Source organism: Cupriavidus sp. H19C3 (assembly GCF_049393815.1).
GTDB lineage: Bacteria > Pseudomonadota > Gammaproteobacteria > Burkholderiales > Burkholderiaceae > Cupriavidus.
Map to the genome: position 1 here is coordinate 2,412,929 of NZ_CP184986.1, position 18,411 is coordinate 2,431,339.

The 18,411-nt window shown below is 69.5% G+C and carries 14 protein-coding genes; 12 read left to right on the forward strand and 2 right to left on the reverse strand.

Translation table 11 applies throughout. The features are described 5' to 3' along the window. Nucleotides 1–57: 57 nt before the first annotated feature. From DFLDMN_RS30290 to DFLDMN_RS30345, 12 genes are all read left to right on the forward strand, one after another. On the forward strand, nt 58–573 hold the full coding sequence (locus tag DFLDMN_RS30290) for a DNA-binding response regulator (RefSeq protein ID WP_423199432.1): 516 nt from the start codon (nt 58–60) through the stop codon (nt 571–573). A gap of 111 nt (nt 574–684) precedes the next feature. Further along, a complete protein-coding gene (locus tag DFLDMN_RS30295; protein WP_423199433.1) occupies nt 685–960 on the forward strand; it encodes a hypothetical protein in 276 nt (91 codons plus the stop codon). A 394-nt stretch (nt 961–1,354) separates the two neighbouring features. Further along, a complete protein-coding gene (locus DFLDMN_RS30300; RefSeq protein WP_423199434.1) occupies nt 1,355–2,080 on the forward strand; it encodes a phosphatase PAP2 family protein in 726 nt (241 codons plus the stop codon). Between the two features lie 87 nt (nt 2,081–2,167). Further along, nucleotides 2,168–3,577, forward strand: a complete 1,410-nt coding sequence (locus DFLDMN_RS30305; RefSeq protein ID WP_423199435.1) for a sugar transferase — start codon at nt 2,168–2,170, stop codon at nt 3,575–3,577. Nucleotides 3,578–3,744: 167 nt separating this feature from the next. Further along, complete coding sequence (locus tag DFLDMN_RS30310; RefSeq protein WP_423199436.1) at nt 3,745–3,990, forward strand: acyl carrier protein; 246 nt, start codon at nt 3,745–3,747, stop codon at nt 3,988–3,990. Next, nucleotides 3,990–5,186: an acyl-CoA dehydrogenase family protein gene (locus tag DFLDMN_RS30315; RefSeq protein ID WP_423199437.1), complete on the forward strand. Its 1,197-nt coding sequence runs from the start codon at nt 3,990–3,992 to the stop codon at nt 5,184–5,186. The genes DFLDMN_RS30310 and DFLDMN_RS30315 overlap by 1 nt, the downstream gene beginning before the upstream one ends. A 10-nt stretch (nt 5,187–5,196) precedes the next feature. Beyond that, on the forward strand, nt 5,197–6,174 hold the full coding sequence (locus tag DFLDMN_RS30320) for an amino acid--[acyl-carrier-protein] ligase (RefSeq protein WP_423199438.1): 978 nt from the start codon (nt 5,197–5,199) through the stop codon (nt 6,172–6,174). Nucleotides 6,175–6,177: 3 nt separating this feature from the next. Next, nucleotides 6,178–7,158 carry a DUF1839 family protein gene (locus DFLDMN_RS30325; RefSeq protein ID WP_423199439.1) on the forward strand — a complete coding sequence of 327 codons (981 nt, stop codon included), beginning with the start codon at nt 6,178–6,180 and terminating at the stop codon, nt 7,156–7,158. Further along, a complete protein-coding gene (locus DFLDMN_RS30330; protein WP_423199440.1) occupies nt 7,155–9,761 on the forward strand; it encodes a beta-mannosidase in 2,607 nt (868 codons plus the stop codon). Before DFLDMN_RS30325 ends, DFLDMN_RS30330 begins: the two co-directional genes overlap by 4 nt. Nucleotides 9,762–10,116: 355 nt before the next feature. After that, nucleotides 10,117–10,839, forward strand: a complete 723-nt coding sequence (locus DFLDMN_RS30335; RefSeq protein ID WP_423199441.1) for a Crp/Fnr family transcriptional regulator — start codon at nt 10,117–10,119, stop codon at nt 10,837–10,839. Between the two features lie 408 nt (nt 10,840–11,247). Next, nucleotides 11,248–13,581 (forward strand): polysaccharide biosynthesis tyrosine autokinase, encoded by a 2,334-nt coding sequence (locus DFLDMN_RS30340; protein ID WP_423199442.1) that lies wholly within the window; start codon nt 11,248–11,250, stop codon nt 13,579–13,581. Next, on the forward strand, nt 13,578–15,191 hold the full coding sequence (locus tag DFLDMN_RS30345) for a glucosamine inositolphosphorylceramide transferase family protein (RefSeq protein ID WP_423199443.1): 1,614 nt from the start codon (nt 13,578–13,580) through the stop codon (nt 15,189–15,191). Before DFLDMN_RS30340 ends, DFLDMN_RS30345 begins: the two co-directional genes overlap by 4 nt. 36 nt (nt 15,192–15,227) lie before the next feature. Here DFLDMN_RS30345 and DFLDMN_RS30350 read toward each other — a convergent pair whose 3' ends face one another. Together DFLDMN_RS30350 and DFLDMN_RS30355 are read right to left on the reverse strand one after the other, a co-directional pair. Then, complete coding sequence (locus DFLDMN_RS30350; RefSeq protein WP_423199444.1) at nt 15,228–17,201, reverse strand: serine aminopeptidase domain-containing protein; 1,974 nt, start codon at nt 17,199–17,201, stop codon at nt 15,228–15,230. After that, the gene (locus DFLDMN_RS30355; protein WP_423199445.1) at nt 17,188–18,216 is read right to left on the reverse strand and encodes a DUF1839 family protein; all 1,029 of its coding nucleotides are present in this window, start codon (nt 18,214–18,216) and stop codon (nt 17,188–17,190) included. Before DFLDMN_RS30355 ends, DFLDMN_RS30350 begins: the two co-directional genes overlap by 14 nt. Between the last annotated feature and the right edge of the window lie 195 nt (nt 18,217–18,411).

Here is an 18,411-nt window from a genome sequence, read left to right on the forward strand (position 1 = left end):
CATGACCGGGGCAGCGCTGGCGCACGACGCCACGCGGCCTCACTCGCCGATTGTTCGATGACGACCTACCTGATCGCCAGCAACGAGATGATGTGCCGCATCCTCGCGCGCCGCATGGAGGGGCAGGGCCTGCCCGCTCCGGTGCGCTGGATCACTCCGGACTGGCTCTTGCAGAACGACGCCGACCCGCTGGCAGCAGCCCTGGCCGATGCGCCGGTGCGCGCCGATATCGCGCTGATCGACTGCAGCGGCTTTCCCGGCGATCCGCGCTCCCTGCTGGACTACGTGCAGGAACGGCTGGCGCCACGCCGCTGGCTGGTCCTGTCCGACGCGCTCGATGCCGAGTTGATGCAGCATGCCGCGCGGCTGGGTGCGAGCGGCTGCCTCGCGGTGCCCGCACCGGTCGAACTGGTCTGCGCGGCGGCTGCGCTGGCCTGGGCCGGTGGCCAGTGTTTTCCGCGCTCGGCCCTCTCGCTGCTGCGCGCGAGCGGGCCCATGCCGGCCCCGGCGCTGCGCGCCTCCTCCGGTCTGTCGCCGGCCCTCCGCCCTGACGGTTCTACGGCAATGGGATGAAGCCCATCGGATGAGGGCGCGTGCGACCTCCAGCGCCTATGCTGGATGCGTCCGCGGACAGAAGCCGAGCTTTTGCATAGCCGGCCGACGCGGCGTGCAGGGGGTCGCCAAATGGATTGCTGTGTGGATATCCTGGTCGTCCACGGCTTTGCCGTGCGCGAGGGCCGGGGCAAGTGGGCATGCTGCTACGAGATCCGGCTCGCCATCATCGATGGCGGGCCGTTGTTGTATCGGGGCGAACTGCATGGCCGGCGCTTCGCGAGCGAAGCCGCCGCGATCGTCGCCGCGCTGGAGATTGGCGAACGCGAGGCCGGCCGCCATCTCGAACAGGCGCGCGCGATGGTGCTCGCGCTGCGGCGAACGGCGTCGGCGTCGTCATCGTCATAGGCCCGCCGCTGCCGCTGCCACGGTGCATCGCACCGGCTCGTCATCCCGGTCCCCGCGCGCATCGTCGCACCAAAAAAGAAGCCCGCCGACCGGGGGACCATGCGGGCTTTGGAAACGACCATCGCGTTTGCGCAACACGAAGGCCGTCCAGGTGACGATAGCCAAACGAGCCCGCGTGCTCCATTGGCCAGAAGCATCATCCTCGCGCACGCTTCGCGCGACCTGGCGCGGTGCCTACAACTTCGGCGCAAACGCCGGCCCCAAGCCGCATGGCGTGCCATGGCCCGGGCCCGGGGCAAGCCCTTCTCAAACTTCTGGCTAGGTTGAGATCGGTCGGCCGGCGCCCCACACTGCCGCGCTATGCGTGGCGTCACTACGCGCTTTGGCGGATCTCATGACTCTCTGGCACCTCGTTACCCGTCTCGGCGAGAGCACGCTGCTGATGCCATGCGCGGCGGTGGTGTGTGCCTCGCTATGGCTCGGCCCCGCCCGCCGCGATCGCCGCAATGCCGCGCGCTGGATGGTGACGTTTGGCGTGGCGGTGGCGATCGTGGTGGCCAGCAAGCTTGCCTTCATGGGCTGGGGCATTGGCAGTCACGCGCTCGACTTCACCGGGGTATCGGGCCACGCGATGATGTCGGCGGCGCTGTGGCCGGTACTGGCGCGATTGCTGGTGCCGGACACACCGGCGCCGGCAGCACCCTCATCGCAACTTTCCGGGCGGCCGCCGCGTTCGACCCGCGCCAGCATGCTGGCACTGGTGGCCGGCATGACGCTGGCGACCATGGTGGCCGTCTCGCGCCTCGTGCTGGGTCTGCACTCGCCGGCCGAGGCCGCGGCCGGCCTCGCGGTCGGCTTTGCCGCCAGTGGCGCGTTTCTGGCGTGGGCGGACAAACCACTGCGCGCGGCGCCGCTGATGGCCGCACTGACCGTGGTCTTGCTGGCGACGGCGGTGCCCGTGCGCGCGCTCAGCCTGCCTACCCATCACTGGCTCGAAGCCGTGGCGGTGCAGCTGTCTGGCCGCGATCGCCCCTATCGCCGCGACAACTGGCGGGGCGCGCTGCCGCTGCCTGCGCTGCTGTGTGCGCCACCAAACAGAATCCGTATCCGTCCGGCATGACGATCTCCCTGATGACGGCCGCGCCAGAGACGGCCGCCGAGGTCGTGGCGGGCTGTGCGCCGATGCGCGCCAGCGGGGAGGACGATCATGTCAGCAGTACGCGCCTTCGTGGCCGAGCGGCAGGGCACCCTGCAGTATCTCTATCGTGTCACCGACGCGCTGATCATCGGCGTGTCCGGCATCCTCGTCGGTGCGGCGGTGTTCCCGCACGGATTGCTGCACGCCGCCCCGGTCCATGAATTCCTGACCGCGCTGTGCGCCCTCGGCGCGCTGCTGGTGTTCCCCGGATGCGGGCTTTACGGCTCGTGGCGCGGCCGCAGCGTCGCCGCGCTCGGCGTGCGCGTGGTGGCGGCGTGGCTGGCGGTGTGCCTGATGGCGCTGGTGGCCGCGTTCCTGATGCACCAGGCGGGCAACGTGTCGCGGCTGTGGTCGGTGACGTGGTTCGCGGTGGCGGCCGCCGGGCTGGTGGCGTCGCGCGTGGCCCTCTATGGCATGCTGGCCAGCGTGCGCCAGCAGGGCATCAACGCCAAGCGTGTGGTGATCCTCGGCTACGGTCCGCTCGGGCGCGACATGTACCGCCGCGTGCAGCGCATCCCGGGTGCCGGCTACGACGTGGTGGGCATCTACGACGAGGAAGGCGGCACCGGCGAGCTGCCGCCCGATGTGACGGTGCTGCCGTCGCTCGATGACGTCTGCCGCTTCGTGCGCGAACGGCGCGTCCACGAGATCTGGCTCACGCTGCCGATGGCTGCCTGCCGCGATCTCTACAACGTGGTCTTCCACTTCCGCAACGACCTCGTCGATATTCGCTGGGTACCCGACATCATGTCGGTGGAACTGCTCGGGCATCGCTTCTCCGACTTCCTCGGCCTGCCCGTGATCGATCTCAACAGCCCGCCGGCGCCGGGCGTCACCGGCCTGCTCAAGGCGAGCTTCGATCGCGTATTCGCGGCGGGGGTACTGGTCTGCCTGGCGCCGCTGCTGCTGGTCATCGCGCTGCTGGTGCGGCTGTCGTCGCCGGGTCCGATTCTGTTCCGACAGGCCCGGCTCGGTATCGACGGGCAGCCGTTCAACGTCTACAAGTTCCGTTCGATGGTGGTGCACGACGATGCACGCGTGACGCAGGCCGTGCCCGGCGATCCGCGCGTGACGCCGATCGGGGCGTTCCTGCGCCGCACCAGCCTGGACGAGCTGCCGCAATTCCTCAACGTGCTGCGCGGCGAGATGTCGGTGGTGGGGCCGCGCCCGCACGCGATCGAGCACAACGAGCACTACAAGGAAATCGTCGACCGCTACATGCTGCGCCATCGCGTCAAGCCTGGCATTACGGGCTGGGCGCAGATCAACGGCTGCCGTGGCCGCACGGACACCGTCGAGAAGATGCGGCGCCGTACCGAGTTCGACATCTTCTATATCCGCAACTGGTCGTTCCTGCTGGACCTGCGGATCATTTTCCATACCGCGCTGCACGGCTGGACCGGCCGCGACGCGTTCTGAGTGGCGGCGCACGCGCGCCCCGCATAACGGCCCTCGTATTCCCAACCTCTGTTGCCCACCGCACCGAAGCGGGATGGCGCGCTGCGGCTCAATGAGAGCAAAGCGGGAACCGTACCGCTGACTGTCTGTCGCCCCCGCCGCAACGCACACTGACCAGGAGAAGCGCCATGAAGGAAACCATCCGACAGATCCTCGCCGAAGTAGCCCGGCTCGATGTTCCGATCGAGTCGCTGGACGATCAGGCCGATCTCTACCAGGCGGGGCTGTCGTCGCTGGCCACCGTTCACGTGATGCTCGCGCTCGAGAACGCGTTCAACATCGAGATCCCCGACCACATGCTGACACGCCAGCTGTTCAAGAGCGTCGACTCGCTGGCCGCCGCCGCCGCGCAGCTGCAGCAGGAGGCCGCCTGATGAACGCGCCGCTGACCCGGGTGGAACTGCCGCACCCGCATGTGGAACCGGTAGCCGCGGTGGACCTGCTGGCCGCCGCACAGACCGCGGCCGCCGTGGCGGCCACGCACACCGATGCCGTCGACCGCGACGCGCGCTTCCCGCACGAGGCCTTTGCCAGCGTGCGCGAGCTGGGCCTGCTGGGCGCGATGGTGCCGGCGAGCCTGGGCGGGGCCGGCGCATCGCTCGATACGGTCGCCGCGATCTGCCGCGTGCTGGGCGCGTCGTGTGCTTCGACCGGCATGGTGTACGCGATGCACCAGATCCAGGTGGCATGCGTGCTCGAACATGGCATGGGCAGCGCCTGGCATGAAGCCTTGTTGCGCCGCGTGGCGGGCGAGCAGCTGCTGCTGGCCTCGGCCACCTCGGAGGAAGCGATCGGCGGCGCGCTGCGCAACAGCGGGTGCGCGGTCAACGTCGAGGAAGACCGCTTTCATCTGCTGAAGATGGCACCCACGATCTCGTATGGCGCGCATGCGGACGGCATCCTGATCACCGCGCGCCGGCATCCCGATGCGTCGCCGTCGGATCAGGTGCTGGTGTGCGCGCTCAAGAGCGACTACACGCTGCAGAGCCTCAACACGTGGGACACGCTCGGCATGCGTGGCACGTGCAGCAACGGCTTCCGCCTGGAGGCGACCGGCAGCACGGAGCAGATCCTGCCGGTGCCGTTCGGCGAGATTGCCGACGTCACCATGACCCCGGTCTCGCACATCCTGTGGAGTGCGTTGTGGCTCGGCATTGCCGGCGATGCCGTGCAGCGGGCCAAGACTTTCTTCCAGGGCCAGGCGCGCGCGCGGCCCGGCTCGCTGCCGCCCTCGGCACCACGCGTGGCGGAAGCCGTCAACCTGCTGCAGATGATCGAGGCGCGTCTCGACATGGCGCTGGTCCATCAGCGCCAGCGTCATGCCGGCCAGTCGGTGTCGGCGTCGTTCACGCTCGCGGCCGAGATGAACGGCCTCAAGACGACGGTGTCGACGATGGCGCTGGAGGTCGTGCAGCAGGCCCTGCTCGTGTGCGGCATGGCCGCCTACAAGCATGGCACGCCGTTCAGCCTGGGCCGCCATCTGCGCGACCTGTGGTCGGCCCCGCTGATGATCAACAACGATCGCATCCTCACCAATACGGCCAACCTGTTGCTGGCCGACCGTTCGTAAGGAGTCCGCCATGGATGCCAATGTTTCCGGCCTGCTGCAAGACGCTGGACAGCAGGAAGTCGGGGGGGCCGGCGTGCCAGGTGCGACCGCGACCTTCCTTGACCGCCTGATCGACGCCGGCCTGCTGATTCCGGGTGGCGTGCTCGGTCTGTATGGCCGCAGCGAGCAGTTCGAGGCGATTGCCGAGGGGCTCAGTAGCGCGGTGGCGAGGATCGGCCGCGACCAGAACGCCGAGCGGTTGCGCTTTCCGCCGGCCATGAGCCAGCACGACTTCGAGACCAGCGAGTACCTCAAAAGCTTTCCGCAGCTGGCCGGCACCATCCACAGCTTCTGCGGCGACGACCGCGGCCATCGCCGCCTGCTCGCGCGCCTGGAGGACAAGGAGGACTGGACCGACCAGCAGGAGCCGACCGGCGTGGTGCTGACGCCGGCCGCGTGCTATCCGATCTACCCGGTCATGGCGCGGCGCGGGCCGTTGCCGGCCGAGGGCAAGGTGGTGGACGTGCTGTCGTACTGCTATCGCCACGAGCCCTCGCTGGAGCCGACACGCATGCAGCTGTTCCGCCAGCGCGAGTACGTCTGCCTCGGTTCGCCGCAGCGCATCGTCGACTTCCGCGACCTGTGGATGGAGCGCGGGCAGGCGCTGGGACGCGCGCTGGAGCTGCCCGTGGAGCTCGATGTCGCCAACGATCCGTTCTTCGGGCGCGGCGGCAAGATCGTGGCCGACAGCCAGCGCGAGCTGAAGCTCAAGTTCGAGCTGCTGATCCCGGTCAACGACGGCCTGCCGGCCACCGCATGCATGAGTTTCAACTACCACATGGACCACTTCGGCGCGCTGTGGGGCATCCGTACCGCCGATGGCGGCGTGGCCCACACGGGTTGCGTCGGTTTCGGCATCGAACGACTGACCCTGGCGCTGCTCAAGCATCACGGCCTCGATCCGGCCCGCTGGCCGCAATCGGTAAGGGACACGCTTGGGGGTCTGTGAATCATGTACGGTGACGGCAGGGTGAGACCGCGGGGTGGACCGGCGTTGCATGGCGGCAATCCGGTCTGGGCGCATGCCAACCGCCATATCGATCTGTGGGTCGAACTGCTGCATGGCTGGGAACTGGAACCGATTGCAGCGCTGCCGTTCACGGTGACGCAGGATTTCGAGGGCGACCAGTTCACGCTCTCCAGTTTTCCGCCGGGCGACCTGGAGCGCCTGTTCGGCATCGACACGCACGAGCTGTCGACCTACGACAAGCTCGAGACGCATGTGGCCGCGCAGACGTGCCGCGGCAATGTGGTACTGCTCGAGGTGGACAGCTATTTCCTGCCGCAGCCGCCCAGCGCCTATCGTCGGCAACATACGCGCTCGTCGATCGGCATCGACGTGATGGTGCCCGAGGCCAGCGCCGTCGGGTATTACCACGGCGACGGGTATCACACCGCGAGCGGGGACGATTATGCGGCCATCTTTCGCCAGCCAGGCATGCCGCCGGAGTGGGACGCGCCGGTGTTTCCGCACGCCGAGGTGGTGCGCCGGCGCTTTCCCGCGCAGGACGGCACCGCCCTGCTGCGCGCGTCGCTGGAACTGTTGCGCCACCATCTGGCGCGCCGGCCGCGGCAGAACCCCATCACCGCGTTCCGCACCGCGTTTCCGGCGCACCTGGAGCAGCTGATGGCGCGTGGCGAGCCCAACTTCCAGGTCTATGCCTCCAGCGTGCTGCGCCAGCTCGGTGCCAACTTCGAGCTGCTCGGGCGCTATCTGCGCTGGCTCGTGCATCACGGCCAGCCGTTGCCCGATTCGATCTGCGAGGCCTGCTACACGATGGCGTCGGAGGCGATGGTGATGCAGTTCCGCCTGATGCGCGCCGTGATCAGCCACAAGCCCGATCCGTGTGCGGACTGCCTCGACCAGCTCGAGCTGTCGTACCAGGGCACGGTGCCGGCGCTGGCGGCGTACTTCGGGGAGACCGTCACATGACCGCACGCGATCCGGTGCCCGCGCTGATGCCGCTCCTGCCAGCCCGGGCGGAGGTTCAGCCCGGTGTCGCCCTGAGCCGCAATACCCGGCTGCAAGGCGAGTGGATGTGGCTGACCACGCTCCCCGGTGCCGCCGCGCATCCGCGCGAACTGTCCGCCGGCATGCAGGAGGCGGGCTGGCTGCCGGCGCCGGTACCCGGCACCGTGGCCAGCGCGATGCGCGCCGCGGGCCGCTGGGACGATAGTGCGCCACCGCCGCTGCATCAGCACGACCACTGGTATCGCGTGCGCTTTGCCGGCAGCGGCCGGCGCGTGCTGCGCTTCAACGGTCTGGCGACGCTGGCCGAGGTCTGGCTCAACGGCGTGCTGGTGCTGACCACGCGCCACATGTTCGCGGCGCACCAGGTGGTGGTCGAACTGGCCGCAGCCGGCGCGGCTGACGATGCCCGCAACGAGCTCCATCTGTGCTTCCGCGCGTTGCATCCGTGGCTGCGCACGCAGCGCGGACTGGTGCGCTGGAAGCCGCGCATGATCCAGCCGCCGACGCTGCGCGCGGTACGTACCACGCTGCTTGGCCATATGCCGGGCTGGTGCCCACCCGTGCATGCGGTGGGACCCTGGCGCGACGTGGAACTGCTCGATCCCGAGACGACCGACCCGACCCATGGCGTGCGCGCCGAACTGGCGTCGCACCTCGATGGCCGCGATGGCATGATCCTGCTGCGGCTCCACTTTGCCGGCACCGCACCCCGGCATGCCAGTTTCCGCGCGCAAGATGGGCACGGGGGCGAGTGGCACGGCGAGTTGCGCCGCGACGACGACCAGACCATGACCGGCACGCTGCGCGTGCGCGAGGCGCAGCTCTGGTGGCCGCATACGCATGGCGAGCCGGCGCTGTACCAGGTGCACGCGATGCTCGACGGTGCCGCGGTGGCGTGCGGGCGCACCGGTTTTCGCACCATCGAGGCCGACCGCGCTGGCGAGCCGGGTGCGTTCGCGTTGCGCGTGAACGGCGAGCGGGTCTTCTGCCGCGGGGCGTGCGTATCGAGCCATGACCTGCCGGGCCTCGCCGACACCGACGAGGCGGTGACGCGCTGGCTGCAGCTGGCGCGTGACGCGGGCGCGAACATGGTGCGGGTGAGCGGCGTGACGTGCTATCCGGGCGAGGCGTTCTATCGCCAGTGCGATGCACTCGGCCTGATGGTGTGGCAGGACTTCATGTTCGCCAACTTCGACTACGGCAGCGACACCACGGCCAGTCCGGCACTGATGGACGATGCCGCGCGGGAGGTGGGCCAATGGCTGGCGTCCACGCGCGCGCATGCGAGCCTGGCCGTACTGTGCGGCGGCAGCGAGGCCGAGCAGCAGGCGGCGATGATGGGCGCACCGCGCGGCGCATGGCGCCAGCCGCTGTTCGATACGCTGATTCCAGAGCTGGTGTCGCGCTATCGTCCCGACGTGGTGTATGTACGGAATTCGCCAAGCGAAGGCGCGTGGCCGTTTCAGCCCGATACCGGCATCACGCACTACTATGGCGTGGGCGCTTACCAGCGACCCCTGTCCGACGCGCGGCTCGCCAACGTGCGCTTCACATCCGAATGCCTGGCGTTTGCCAATGTGCCGGCTGCGCGCACACTGCACGAGGCCGGGCTGACGCAGCCGCTGCACGACCCGCGCTGGAAGGCGCGCGTGCCGCGTGATGCCGGTGCGGCGTGGGACTTCGAGGATATCCGCGACTTCTACCTGCGCGCGCTGTACGACGTCGATCCGCCGCGGCTGCGCTACGAACAGCCGGCACGCTACCTGATGCTGTCGCGCGCGGTGGTGGCGGAGATCATGGGCGAGGTGTTCGGCGAATGGCGCCGCGCGGGTTCGACCTGCGCGGGTGGCCTGGTGTGGCAACTGCAGGATCTGTTGCCGGGCGCGGGCTGGGGTGTGATCGACGCCGCCGGGCGGCCGAAATCGGCCTGGCATGCGCTGCGCCAGGTGTGGCAGCCGCTGCAGGTGCTGCTGACCGACGAGGGGCTCAACGGCCTGCACGTGCACGCGATCAACGAAAGCGCGCAGCCGCGCACGGTGCGGCTGCGCCTGCGTTGCCTGCGTGACGGCGAGGCCGTGGCCGCGCAGGCCGAGCAGACGCTCACGCTGCAGCCGCGCGAGACGCGGCGGCTGGCCACGGCCGCCATGCTCGACCACTTCTTCGACTTCACCTACGCCTATCGCTTTGGGCCGCCGGCGCACGACGTAGTGATCGCGACGCTGCACGAAGTGGAAGGCAACGCGTTGCTCAGCCAGGCGGTGTACCTGCCCGACCGGCGCGCGCACGCACTGCGTCCGCCGGAGTTGTCCGGCACGGTGGCGCGCGTGGACGGTGAGTGGTGGCTCACGATCAGCACGCGGCGCTTTGCGCGCTGGGTGCATGTGGAGGATGCCGCGTTCCGTCCGGTGGAGAACTGGTTCCATCTTGGGCCGGGCGAGGCGCGCCGTATCCGACTGATGCATGACCCGGGCAGGCAGGTTGCCGCCGATGCCATCCCTTCGGGCGAGATCTACGCCCTCAATGCCGAGCGGCCAGCCGACTACTGCGCACGTTCGGACGATTGATCCACCTCTCTCATACCGGCCCGGGGCGCCTGTCGCCACGTGGCCGGGGTGACGCCGTCGCGGCCGCTACCGGCCAGTCGTTCTACTTCCATCCCCTCTGCTACCAACCTACCAAAGCACGACCGGGTACCAGCCGTCTGCCTACTGTCGGTTCCGTGCGGTATGGCACTTAATACAGACACAGAACAGTCAACAAGCGGTGCACCACGCACCGGTCAGACGGGGGCAGCCACAAGGTTGCCGCAATCGCCAGCTTCGGTAACGGGTGAAGCGCACAATCGGGTCACGACCAGTCACGGCATCGGCCGTGGCGGGGCAGCCGATGTCGCTTCCGGGTCAGAGGGAGGAAAGCATCATGATCACGCATCGGTCGGACCTGCATGTCAATCACCTGCTCAATGCCTTGCCGCGTCACGAGTGGGAAACACTGTCTCGCCATTTCGAACTCGTACGGCTGCGCGCCGGCGAATTGCTGACGGACTCCGGCCAGCGCATCGTGCATGTGTACTTTCCCACCACGTCGGTGGTCTCGCTGCTCTCGCTGCTCGAGGATGGCGCCACCGTCGAATTTGCCGCGGTGGGCAACGAAGGGCTGGTCGGCATTCCGGTCGTGACCGGTGGCGACACCATGCCGAGCCGCGTCGAAGTGCGCAGCCCGGGCTTTGCCTATCGCATTCCGGCGCGTGCGCTGCGCGCCGAACTTGCTCACCTGCCGGCGCTGCAACGCGTGACGCTGCTCTATGTGCAGGCCGTGCTGACGCAGATCGCACAGACCGCTGCCTGCAATCGCCATCATTCGCTCAACAAGCAGCTGTGCCGCTGGCTGCTGCTGGCCATCGACCGCATGAGCTCCAACGAGCTCGTGATCACGCAGCAGGTCATCGCCAACATGCTTGGCGTGCGCCGCGAAGGCGTGACGGAAGCTGCCGGCAAGCTTGAGGACCTCGGTCTGATCCACCATAGCCGCGGTCATATCACCGTGCTGGACCGTTGCGGCCTGGAAGCGCATTCCTGCGAGTGCTACAAGCTGGTCAAGCGCGAGTACGACCGCCTGCTGCCCGCGCTGGCGCACGCCTGAGCCCACTCACCTTTCCGTATCGACGGGGGGCGTCGTCATGCGACGCGGGACACATCGTGCCAGCCCAGGGCTGGTAGCCGCGACGTGCGGCGTGGTCGGCGCCGTGGCAGCCGCGCTGTATGCGTGGTCGCTGGCGCCGGTGTACTCGGCCGACGCCGTGGTACGGCCGGCAGCGAGCGACACGCGCGCGCTGATGGGCAACCTGACCGGCCGCGACACGGGCGCCGAGCCGATCGACACCGGCATCCTCACCAGTCGCACCGTGCTGGGACGCGTGGTGCGCGACAACGGCCTCGATATCGAAGCCGCGCCGCGGCAGGTGCCGGTACTCGGCGCGCTATGGGCGCTATGGGCGTTATCGGCGCCTGCGCCGCAGGGCTGGCCGCGCCGCCGCCGCTGGTCGGCGCCGTGGCCGGGCTGGACCGCTTTGGCTGGGGCGGCGAGGCGATTGCCATCGGGCGCTTCGAGGTGGGGAGGGCGGACGGTGTCGATGGTGGCGAAGAACGTGGCGACAACCGCGTGCTCACGCTGGTGGCGGGCGGGTCGGGACGCTATCGCGTCGAGAGCGCCGATGGCCGGCTACTGCTGACCGGCACCGTGGGCGAGACCGCGCGGGGGGCCGGTATGGTATTGCGCGTGGATCGGCTGGTGGCGCGGCCGGGTACGGTCTTTTCGCTGCGGCATCGCGACGAGGCCAGCGCGGTCGAACAACTTGCGCGCACGTTGTCCGTGGTGCCGCGCGGCGCCGCGGGCGATGGCTGGCAGATCGCGTGGCGCGATACGGACCGGCATCGCGTGGCCGCCGTGGTCAACGATATCGCCCGCACCTATGTGGAGCGCCAGGCGGCTTACCGGCAGCAGGAGGCCGAGCGCGCGCTGGCTTTCGTGCAGGGTGAGTTGCCGCGCGTACGGGCCGAGCTCGAACAGGCCGAGGGCGCGCTGGCGCGTTATCGGGCGCGCAGCGGTTCGCTGCAGCCGACGCAGGAGGCGCAGTCGTACCTGAGTGGCAGTATCGAATACCAGCGGCAGATTTCGGCGTTGCGCGTGGAACGCGCGCGGCTGCTGCGCTATTTCACCGGCGAGAGCCAGGAAGTGCGCGCGGTCGACGCGCAGATCGCACAGCTCGATGGCGACCGGCGGCGTCTGGATAGCCGGCTGCACGGCCTGTCGGAGGCCGAGCGCGAATCGGTGGCATTGACGCGCGATGTGCGGGTGGCCGAAGACACCTATATGCGCCTGCGCAATCGCGAGCAGGCGCTGATGCTGGCGCGTGCCGACCGTGGCGGCGAGGTACGCCTGCTCGACCCTGCGGTGGTGCCGGTGCTGGCCGCGGGACCACCACGCGCGCGCATCGTCGCTGCCGGTGGCGCATCCGGTTTGCTGGTCGGTGCCGCGCTCGCCATGCTGCTGCGGCGGCGCCGCGGCCGGATGGCGGATGCCGCTACGCTCGAAGGACGTTTCCATTTGCCGGTGCTTGGCGAGATCGTCTATAGCCCCGAGCAGTTGCGACTCGAGCGCGAGGCGCCGGCTACGGTGGCATTGACGCACGAACGGACGCCGGTGCTGCTAGCACACGCGTTGCCGCGGGCAGGGATGGACCCTGTCATGGGCGGGGTGGACGCCGACGTCGTTCACGCAGCCACGGGCCACGGCGCCCACCTGCGCGGCAGCGACCCCACCCGTCAGGGCAACGACGAGGCCGCAAATGGCGTGGATGGCGCGAACGGCGCGAACGGCGCCGAGGCTGCCGATGCCCAGGCGGGTAGCACGGCCGATGGCGCCACCGATGAATGGTGCGGGCTCTCGCTGGCGGGTCCCGAGCCGGAACCGCCACGGCATGCCGGCGTGCCCGGCACGTGGATGCGGCACGATGCGTTCCGGCGGCCGCCGCTACCGGTGGCGATGCCGGGGCCGCCGCCAGCGATGACAGCCATGACAGTCATGCCAGCGATGCCATCGTCGACAGCCGTCTCGCCGATGGCGGCCCTCGCGCCCGTGGGGGCACCACGCACCACGGTACTGCACGATCGCTACCTGCTGGCGCGGCGTGCGCCCGACGCCCTCGCGGTGGAAACACTGCGCAGCCTGCGCGCGGCGCTGCATTTCATCCTCGCCTCGGCGCCCAACGGGGTACTGGCGATGACCAGCGCTACCGCCGCCGCGGGCAAGACCTTCGGCGCCATCAACCTCGCCGTGCTGGCCGCCGAGGCCGGCCGGCGCGTGCTGCTGGTCGATGCCGACCTGCGCCAGGGCGACGTGGCCACGCGTCTGGGCCAGCCGGCGGCGCCGGGCCTGGCCGAACTGCTCGGCGGCATGACCACGCTTGCGCATGTGATGCAACCCACGGCCGTGGCCGGTCTTGCGCTGTTGCCGGCAGGGGCGCCCCCGCGCAATCCGGCGGAACTGCTGATGCTGCCGGCCCTGCGCGACACGCTGCAGTCGTGCGATGCCAGCTTCGACCTCGTGATCGTCGACACGCCGCCCGTGCTGGCGGTGGCCGACGCCACGTTTGTCAGTCACCTGGCTGGCGCCACGCTGCTATGCGTGCGCGCCGACGATACGCCCGCCGACAAGGTGGCCGAGGCGGTGCGCCGGCTGCATCTGGCCGGCGCGCGCCTGGTCGGCAGCGTGCTCAATGCCGTCGATGCCGACCATGCCGGACGTCACGCGGAGACGCGCGACTTCCTGCGCCGGGGCGCGTCGTCGCAGGCGGCGCCCCTTCACCCGGAGATCCTTTCATGACTGCCACGCCACCATCGGCGCTGAAAATCGGCCTGCTGCTCGACCGGAACGACGCTCTCGACCATGTGCGCACGCTCGTCGAATGGGCACGCGCACGCGGCGAGATCGAGATTGTCGCGGTGATCGTGCACGGCCCCGCGCCCACACGCGCCGCGCACCGGCTGTCGGCGCTGGCATTGCGCGGCATCGCGCGGGCCGAGGCGATGGTATTGCGGCGGACCTATCGCAGTCACGTGCGGCGGCACGACAGTGCGGCGCTGGCGCCGCTGCGGCTCGAGATTGCCGCGCCGCGCCGCGCCGCCGACGGCGCGCTGCATTTCGACGCGGCCGCGGTGGCCAGCGTGCGCGCGCTCGGGCTCGATGTGCTGCTCGGCTTCGGCAGCGCCGTGATCGGTGCCGACATGACACGCGCGGCGGCGCTCGGCACGTTGTGGATGCGCTACGGCACCGATGGCGCGGCGCCGGCCGCGGGATTTCGCGAATGCCTGCGGCGCGAGCCCGCCACCGCGTTCGCCATCGAACGGCTCGACGGCCGCCGGCAGGTGGTGGCCCATGGCCGCGTCGGCACGCGCATCAGTTTTCTGGAGAACCAGGCGCACCTGTATCGCAAGGCCGATGTGCACCTGCGCGCGCTGTTGCTGCGTATGGCCGCCACGCGCGCCTTGCCCGCGCTGGTGGCGCCGGTCACGACGGATGCCGCGCCGGTGTCGCCCGCGCTCTCGCAGCTGGCCGGCTATGCGGGTCGCATGCTGATGCGCCTGGCGGTCAAGGGCACCCAGCGCACGCTGCGTTTCCGCCGCCGCTTCGGCATCTCGATCCTGCAGCGGCACTGGCGCGACGCGGACCTGCGTGAAGCCGTGGAAGTGTTTGCGCCGCGCGGCCGCTTCTGGGCGGACCCGTTTCTGTGGACCGGCCCCGACGGGCGCGTGGTGTGTTTCGTCGAGGACTATGTGTACGCCACCGGCCGCGCCCATATCTCGGCGCTGCAGGTGGACGGCAATCGCGTCACCGACCTTGGACCCGTGATCGTCGAACCGTACCACCTGTCGTTCCCGTTCCTGTTCACGCATGAAGGCACGCTGTACATGTGTCCCGAATGTTCGGGATCGGGCCAGATCCGCGTCTATCGCTGCACGGGGTTTCCGCTGCAATGGGAGCTGGCCGCGGTGCTGATGGAGAACGTATCGGCCGCCGACACCATGCTGTTTCCGCGCGATGGCCGCTGGTGGATGCTGACCAGCATCGACGCGGCCGACGTCAAGGACCACTGCAGCGAGCTTTACCTGTTTTCGGGGCCGTCACCGCTTGGGCAGGCATGGACGCCGTGCGCGGCCAACCCGGTGCGCATCGATCCCGCGGGCGGCCGCAATGCCGGCCTGGCGATCGAGGGCGAGCGCGTCTATCGCTTTGCGCAACGACAGGGCTTTGACCGCTACGGCGAGGGCCTCATCGTCTACGAGGTGATGACGGTCTCCGAGACCGGCTATGCCGAGCGCGAGGTATTGCGGATCGAGCCGGACTTCGGGCGCCGGCTGATCGGCTCGCACCATATGACCACCACCGGCGAGGTGACGGTGGTGGACCATGTGCGCCGGGAGTTCGTGTTCTAGCAGGGCCGGCGCGGGCGAAGCGCGGGCCTTGATCGCTCAGGCCTTGAGCGGTCCCGACGCCTGGCAAGCCGGTGCCGCGGCCGGCTGAGCCGGCGTGGAAGCCGACGGCGCCGTGATCGGCGTCACGCAGAAATGGGTACGCAGGTACGCCTCGAGCAGCGCCATCACCGCATCGCGCGCCGCATACGCACGCAGCGCATGGTCGACGCGGTCGGATAGCACCAGGCGCACATGGCGATAACGGCGCAGGCCACGTCCGCGATGGCCGAAGTGCAGGCCGAGTTCGCCCAGGCCGGGGTCGTAGCCGCCGTACACCAGCCACACCGGCACGCCACGCGCATCGAGCCGTGCAAACAGGCGGTGTACCTGCCTGACCGGCGTATCGGCGCGGCACGCCCACGCCCAGGCTTCGCCGAGCCGTGCGCGCACGCGCCGGCCAACGCGCCGTGCCAGTTCCCGCACGATGCTGCCGATCTCCGCCTCGCCGCGCAGTACGCGTACCCATTTCTGCGGATCCATGCTGGCCGCGAGATAGGTGCGGGTGGACGCCTGCCGTGGACCCGGACGTTGCTGGACCACTTCCTGGATGCCGAGGCCTTCCGGCCAGATATAGCGCTGCACGTTGACCAGCAACGCGCCGGCCACATGCTCGCAGGCGGTGGTCGCATGCAGGCCGACATAAGCGCCCGAGCAGATGCCGAACACCACGACGCGGCCGAAACCTTCCGCGCGCAGCCAGCTCGCGGCGGCGGCCACATCGTGTTGCAGCGCGCTGTCGTAGGGCTGAAAGCGATAGCGCGCGAGCGCGAGCGTAACGCCGTCGCCGATGCCGCCGAGGTCCATGCGCAGCGATGCCACGCCCTGCCGCGCCATTTCGCGCGCGCAACGCACGCCCATGCGGGCGTCGCCGATATGGTGGCCGGCGCCGGTATTGACGATCAGCACCACCGGCGCCTGCGCGCCGCGGCGTGCCTGCAATGGCTCGCACAGAATGCCGAACAGGCCGTCCGCACCGTAGTGCATGCGTTGTTCGATAAAGCCCTCGCCCTGCAGCACGGGCGCCTGCGCCACCGGCGCCACGTCGGCGTGGGGCGGCATGCGCACCGCGTCCGGCGCAAGACCGGCCAGCCAGCCCGTCACGCGGCGGAAGGCCTGCCACGGCAGCTCGTTGAGTTCGGGGTAGCTGACGTACTGCCCGTATTCGTCGAAGCTGTCGCGTTCCACCGCACAGCCGAGTTGCGCGGCGGCATCGGCCAGGCGCGCGGCGCCATCGTGAGGGCTGGCCGACAGGATCAGCATGCGCGCGGCGGGCCGCCGCACGAGCTGACCGGGTTTGCCGAAGTCCGTGGCCTGGATCGCCTCGATCGTCTCGCGATAGAAGCGGTTGCCGATCACGGTCATGAAGGCGTCGGTCTCGGCGGGATCGAGCTGGTCCGCCAGCGTGGCCTGGGCCGTGCCCTGCAGCGCGCGCAGCTCGCGCAGGTGGTCGCGGCCGCGCACCACCGGTGCCAGCAGCACCAGGGCCTCGATCTCGACACCCCCCGCGTGGTCCCCCGTGCCGTCATCTGCCGCTTCGGCCAGCGCCTGGGTGGCCAGCGTGGCGAGCAGCGTGCCGAGCCGCAGGCCGCACAACGCCACGCGCGTCACGCCGGTCTGCGCACGCAGTTCGCGCACCGCCGCGACAATGCTTTGCGTCCACGCCCGCAGGCGCGCGGGATCGCTCTCCTCGCCAAGGGAATCGCCGGTGCCGTGATAGTCGAAGCGCAGCGCCGGCATGCCGTTGGCGGCCAGTTGCGTGGCGAGGTAGCGCCAGCCCCGGTGCGCCATCACGGCCTCCTGGCCGAACGGATTGCACAACACCACGCCAGGTGCGGACGGACGCCGTGCGGCCGGTGCGGGCAGATGGAGCCAGCCGTAGCAGCCCGCGAACAGCAGCGGCAGCATGACGGCGGGGCCGGCGCCCTCGGCCGGGGCGCCGCCGCTCGCCGCGATGGGGTCATGCGCCCGCATGGACGTGGACCGGGCTGGCCGCGCCGAAGTTGGAGACGAGTCCCGCCAGGGTGCGGTCATAGGCGCCTTCGAGCACGTCGAGGCAATCGCTGCAGGCGTCGGCCCGGCCGCGTGCCGCCGCGCGCGCAAGGCGGAATTGCAGCACCTTGGCTTCGCTGGCGATGGTGCGGGCCGCCTCGGTTACCGCCTCGGGCACCTTGTGCCCCTGCTGGCCAAGCCAGGTCAGGTAGTGATACAGCATCTCGAAATTGGCGCCGAGCTGGCGCGGCACATTGAACGTGTACTGGTGGAAATACGCGTCGCCGCGCGCCAGCAGGCGCTCCATGTGGCCGGGAAATACCGCGCGCAGGCGGCTGACCGGATTGGCCGCCGGGCGGCGCGCAAGGTGCTCGCGCAGCAGCCGGACCGAAGCGTCGGCCATTTGCGCGGCGGCCACCGGGGCGCGCACGCGCTTGGCGCATTCGGCATAGGGGAACAGCACGTCGGCGTTGCCGGCAAGCTCCGGGGTCAGCCGCAGCAGGCCGTCGTAGTCGTCGCCGCCGGCGACGTGATAGCCAAGGCTGTGGTAGTAGGCCAGGCGGCGCACCTGGGGGTCGATGGTATCGACGCCGATGGTGGTCTTGACGTGGCCGCGCCGATAGGCGGTGGCCTTGGTATCGGGCAGGTAGTAGCTGTCCACCTCCACCAGCACCGTATGGCCGCGCCCGACCTGCTCGACCAGGTGTGCCTCCAGCGTGTCGTAGATCGCCATCTCCTGCACGATGGTGCCGTACAGCCGCTCGATATCGTTGGCGGGATATTTGAAGAACGTGAAGTGGTCGCCCTCGAAATCCTGCGTCACGGTAAAGGGCAGCGCGGCGCGCGGCTCCAGGCCCCAGCCGTGCAGCAACTCGATCCACAGGTCGATATAGCAGTTCGTCTCCTGCCAGATCGCGTCTTCGCCGTGCAGCGCGTGCGAGGTGTGCGCCGGGACCGACAGAGGCGTGCTGCGCACGAGATTCGCCGTGCCGTTCATGGAATTCTCCGGTTCGATTGAGCGGATTCCATTACAGCCCGATCGCCGCCAAAGATTGGTGCGCTCGCCAACACAGTCCACACGCGCGCGCTTCCGCAAGCCTTGGCGCACGCACTTCCGGCACGGTGTGCGGAAGCGAACAGAGCCACCGAGGGGGCGTTTCTACACTGGGCTCACGAATCAAGACGGGGATGC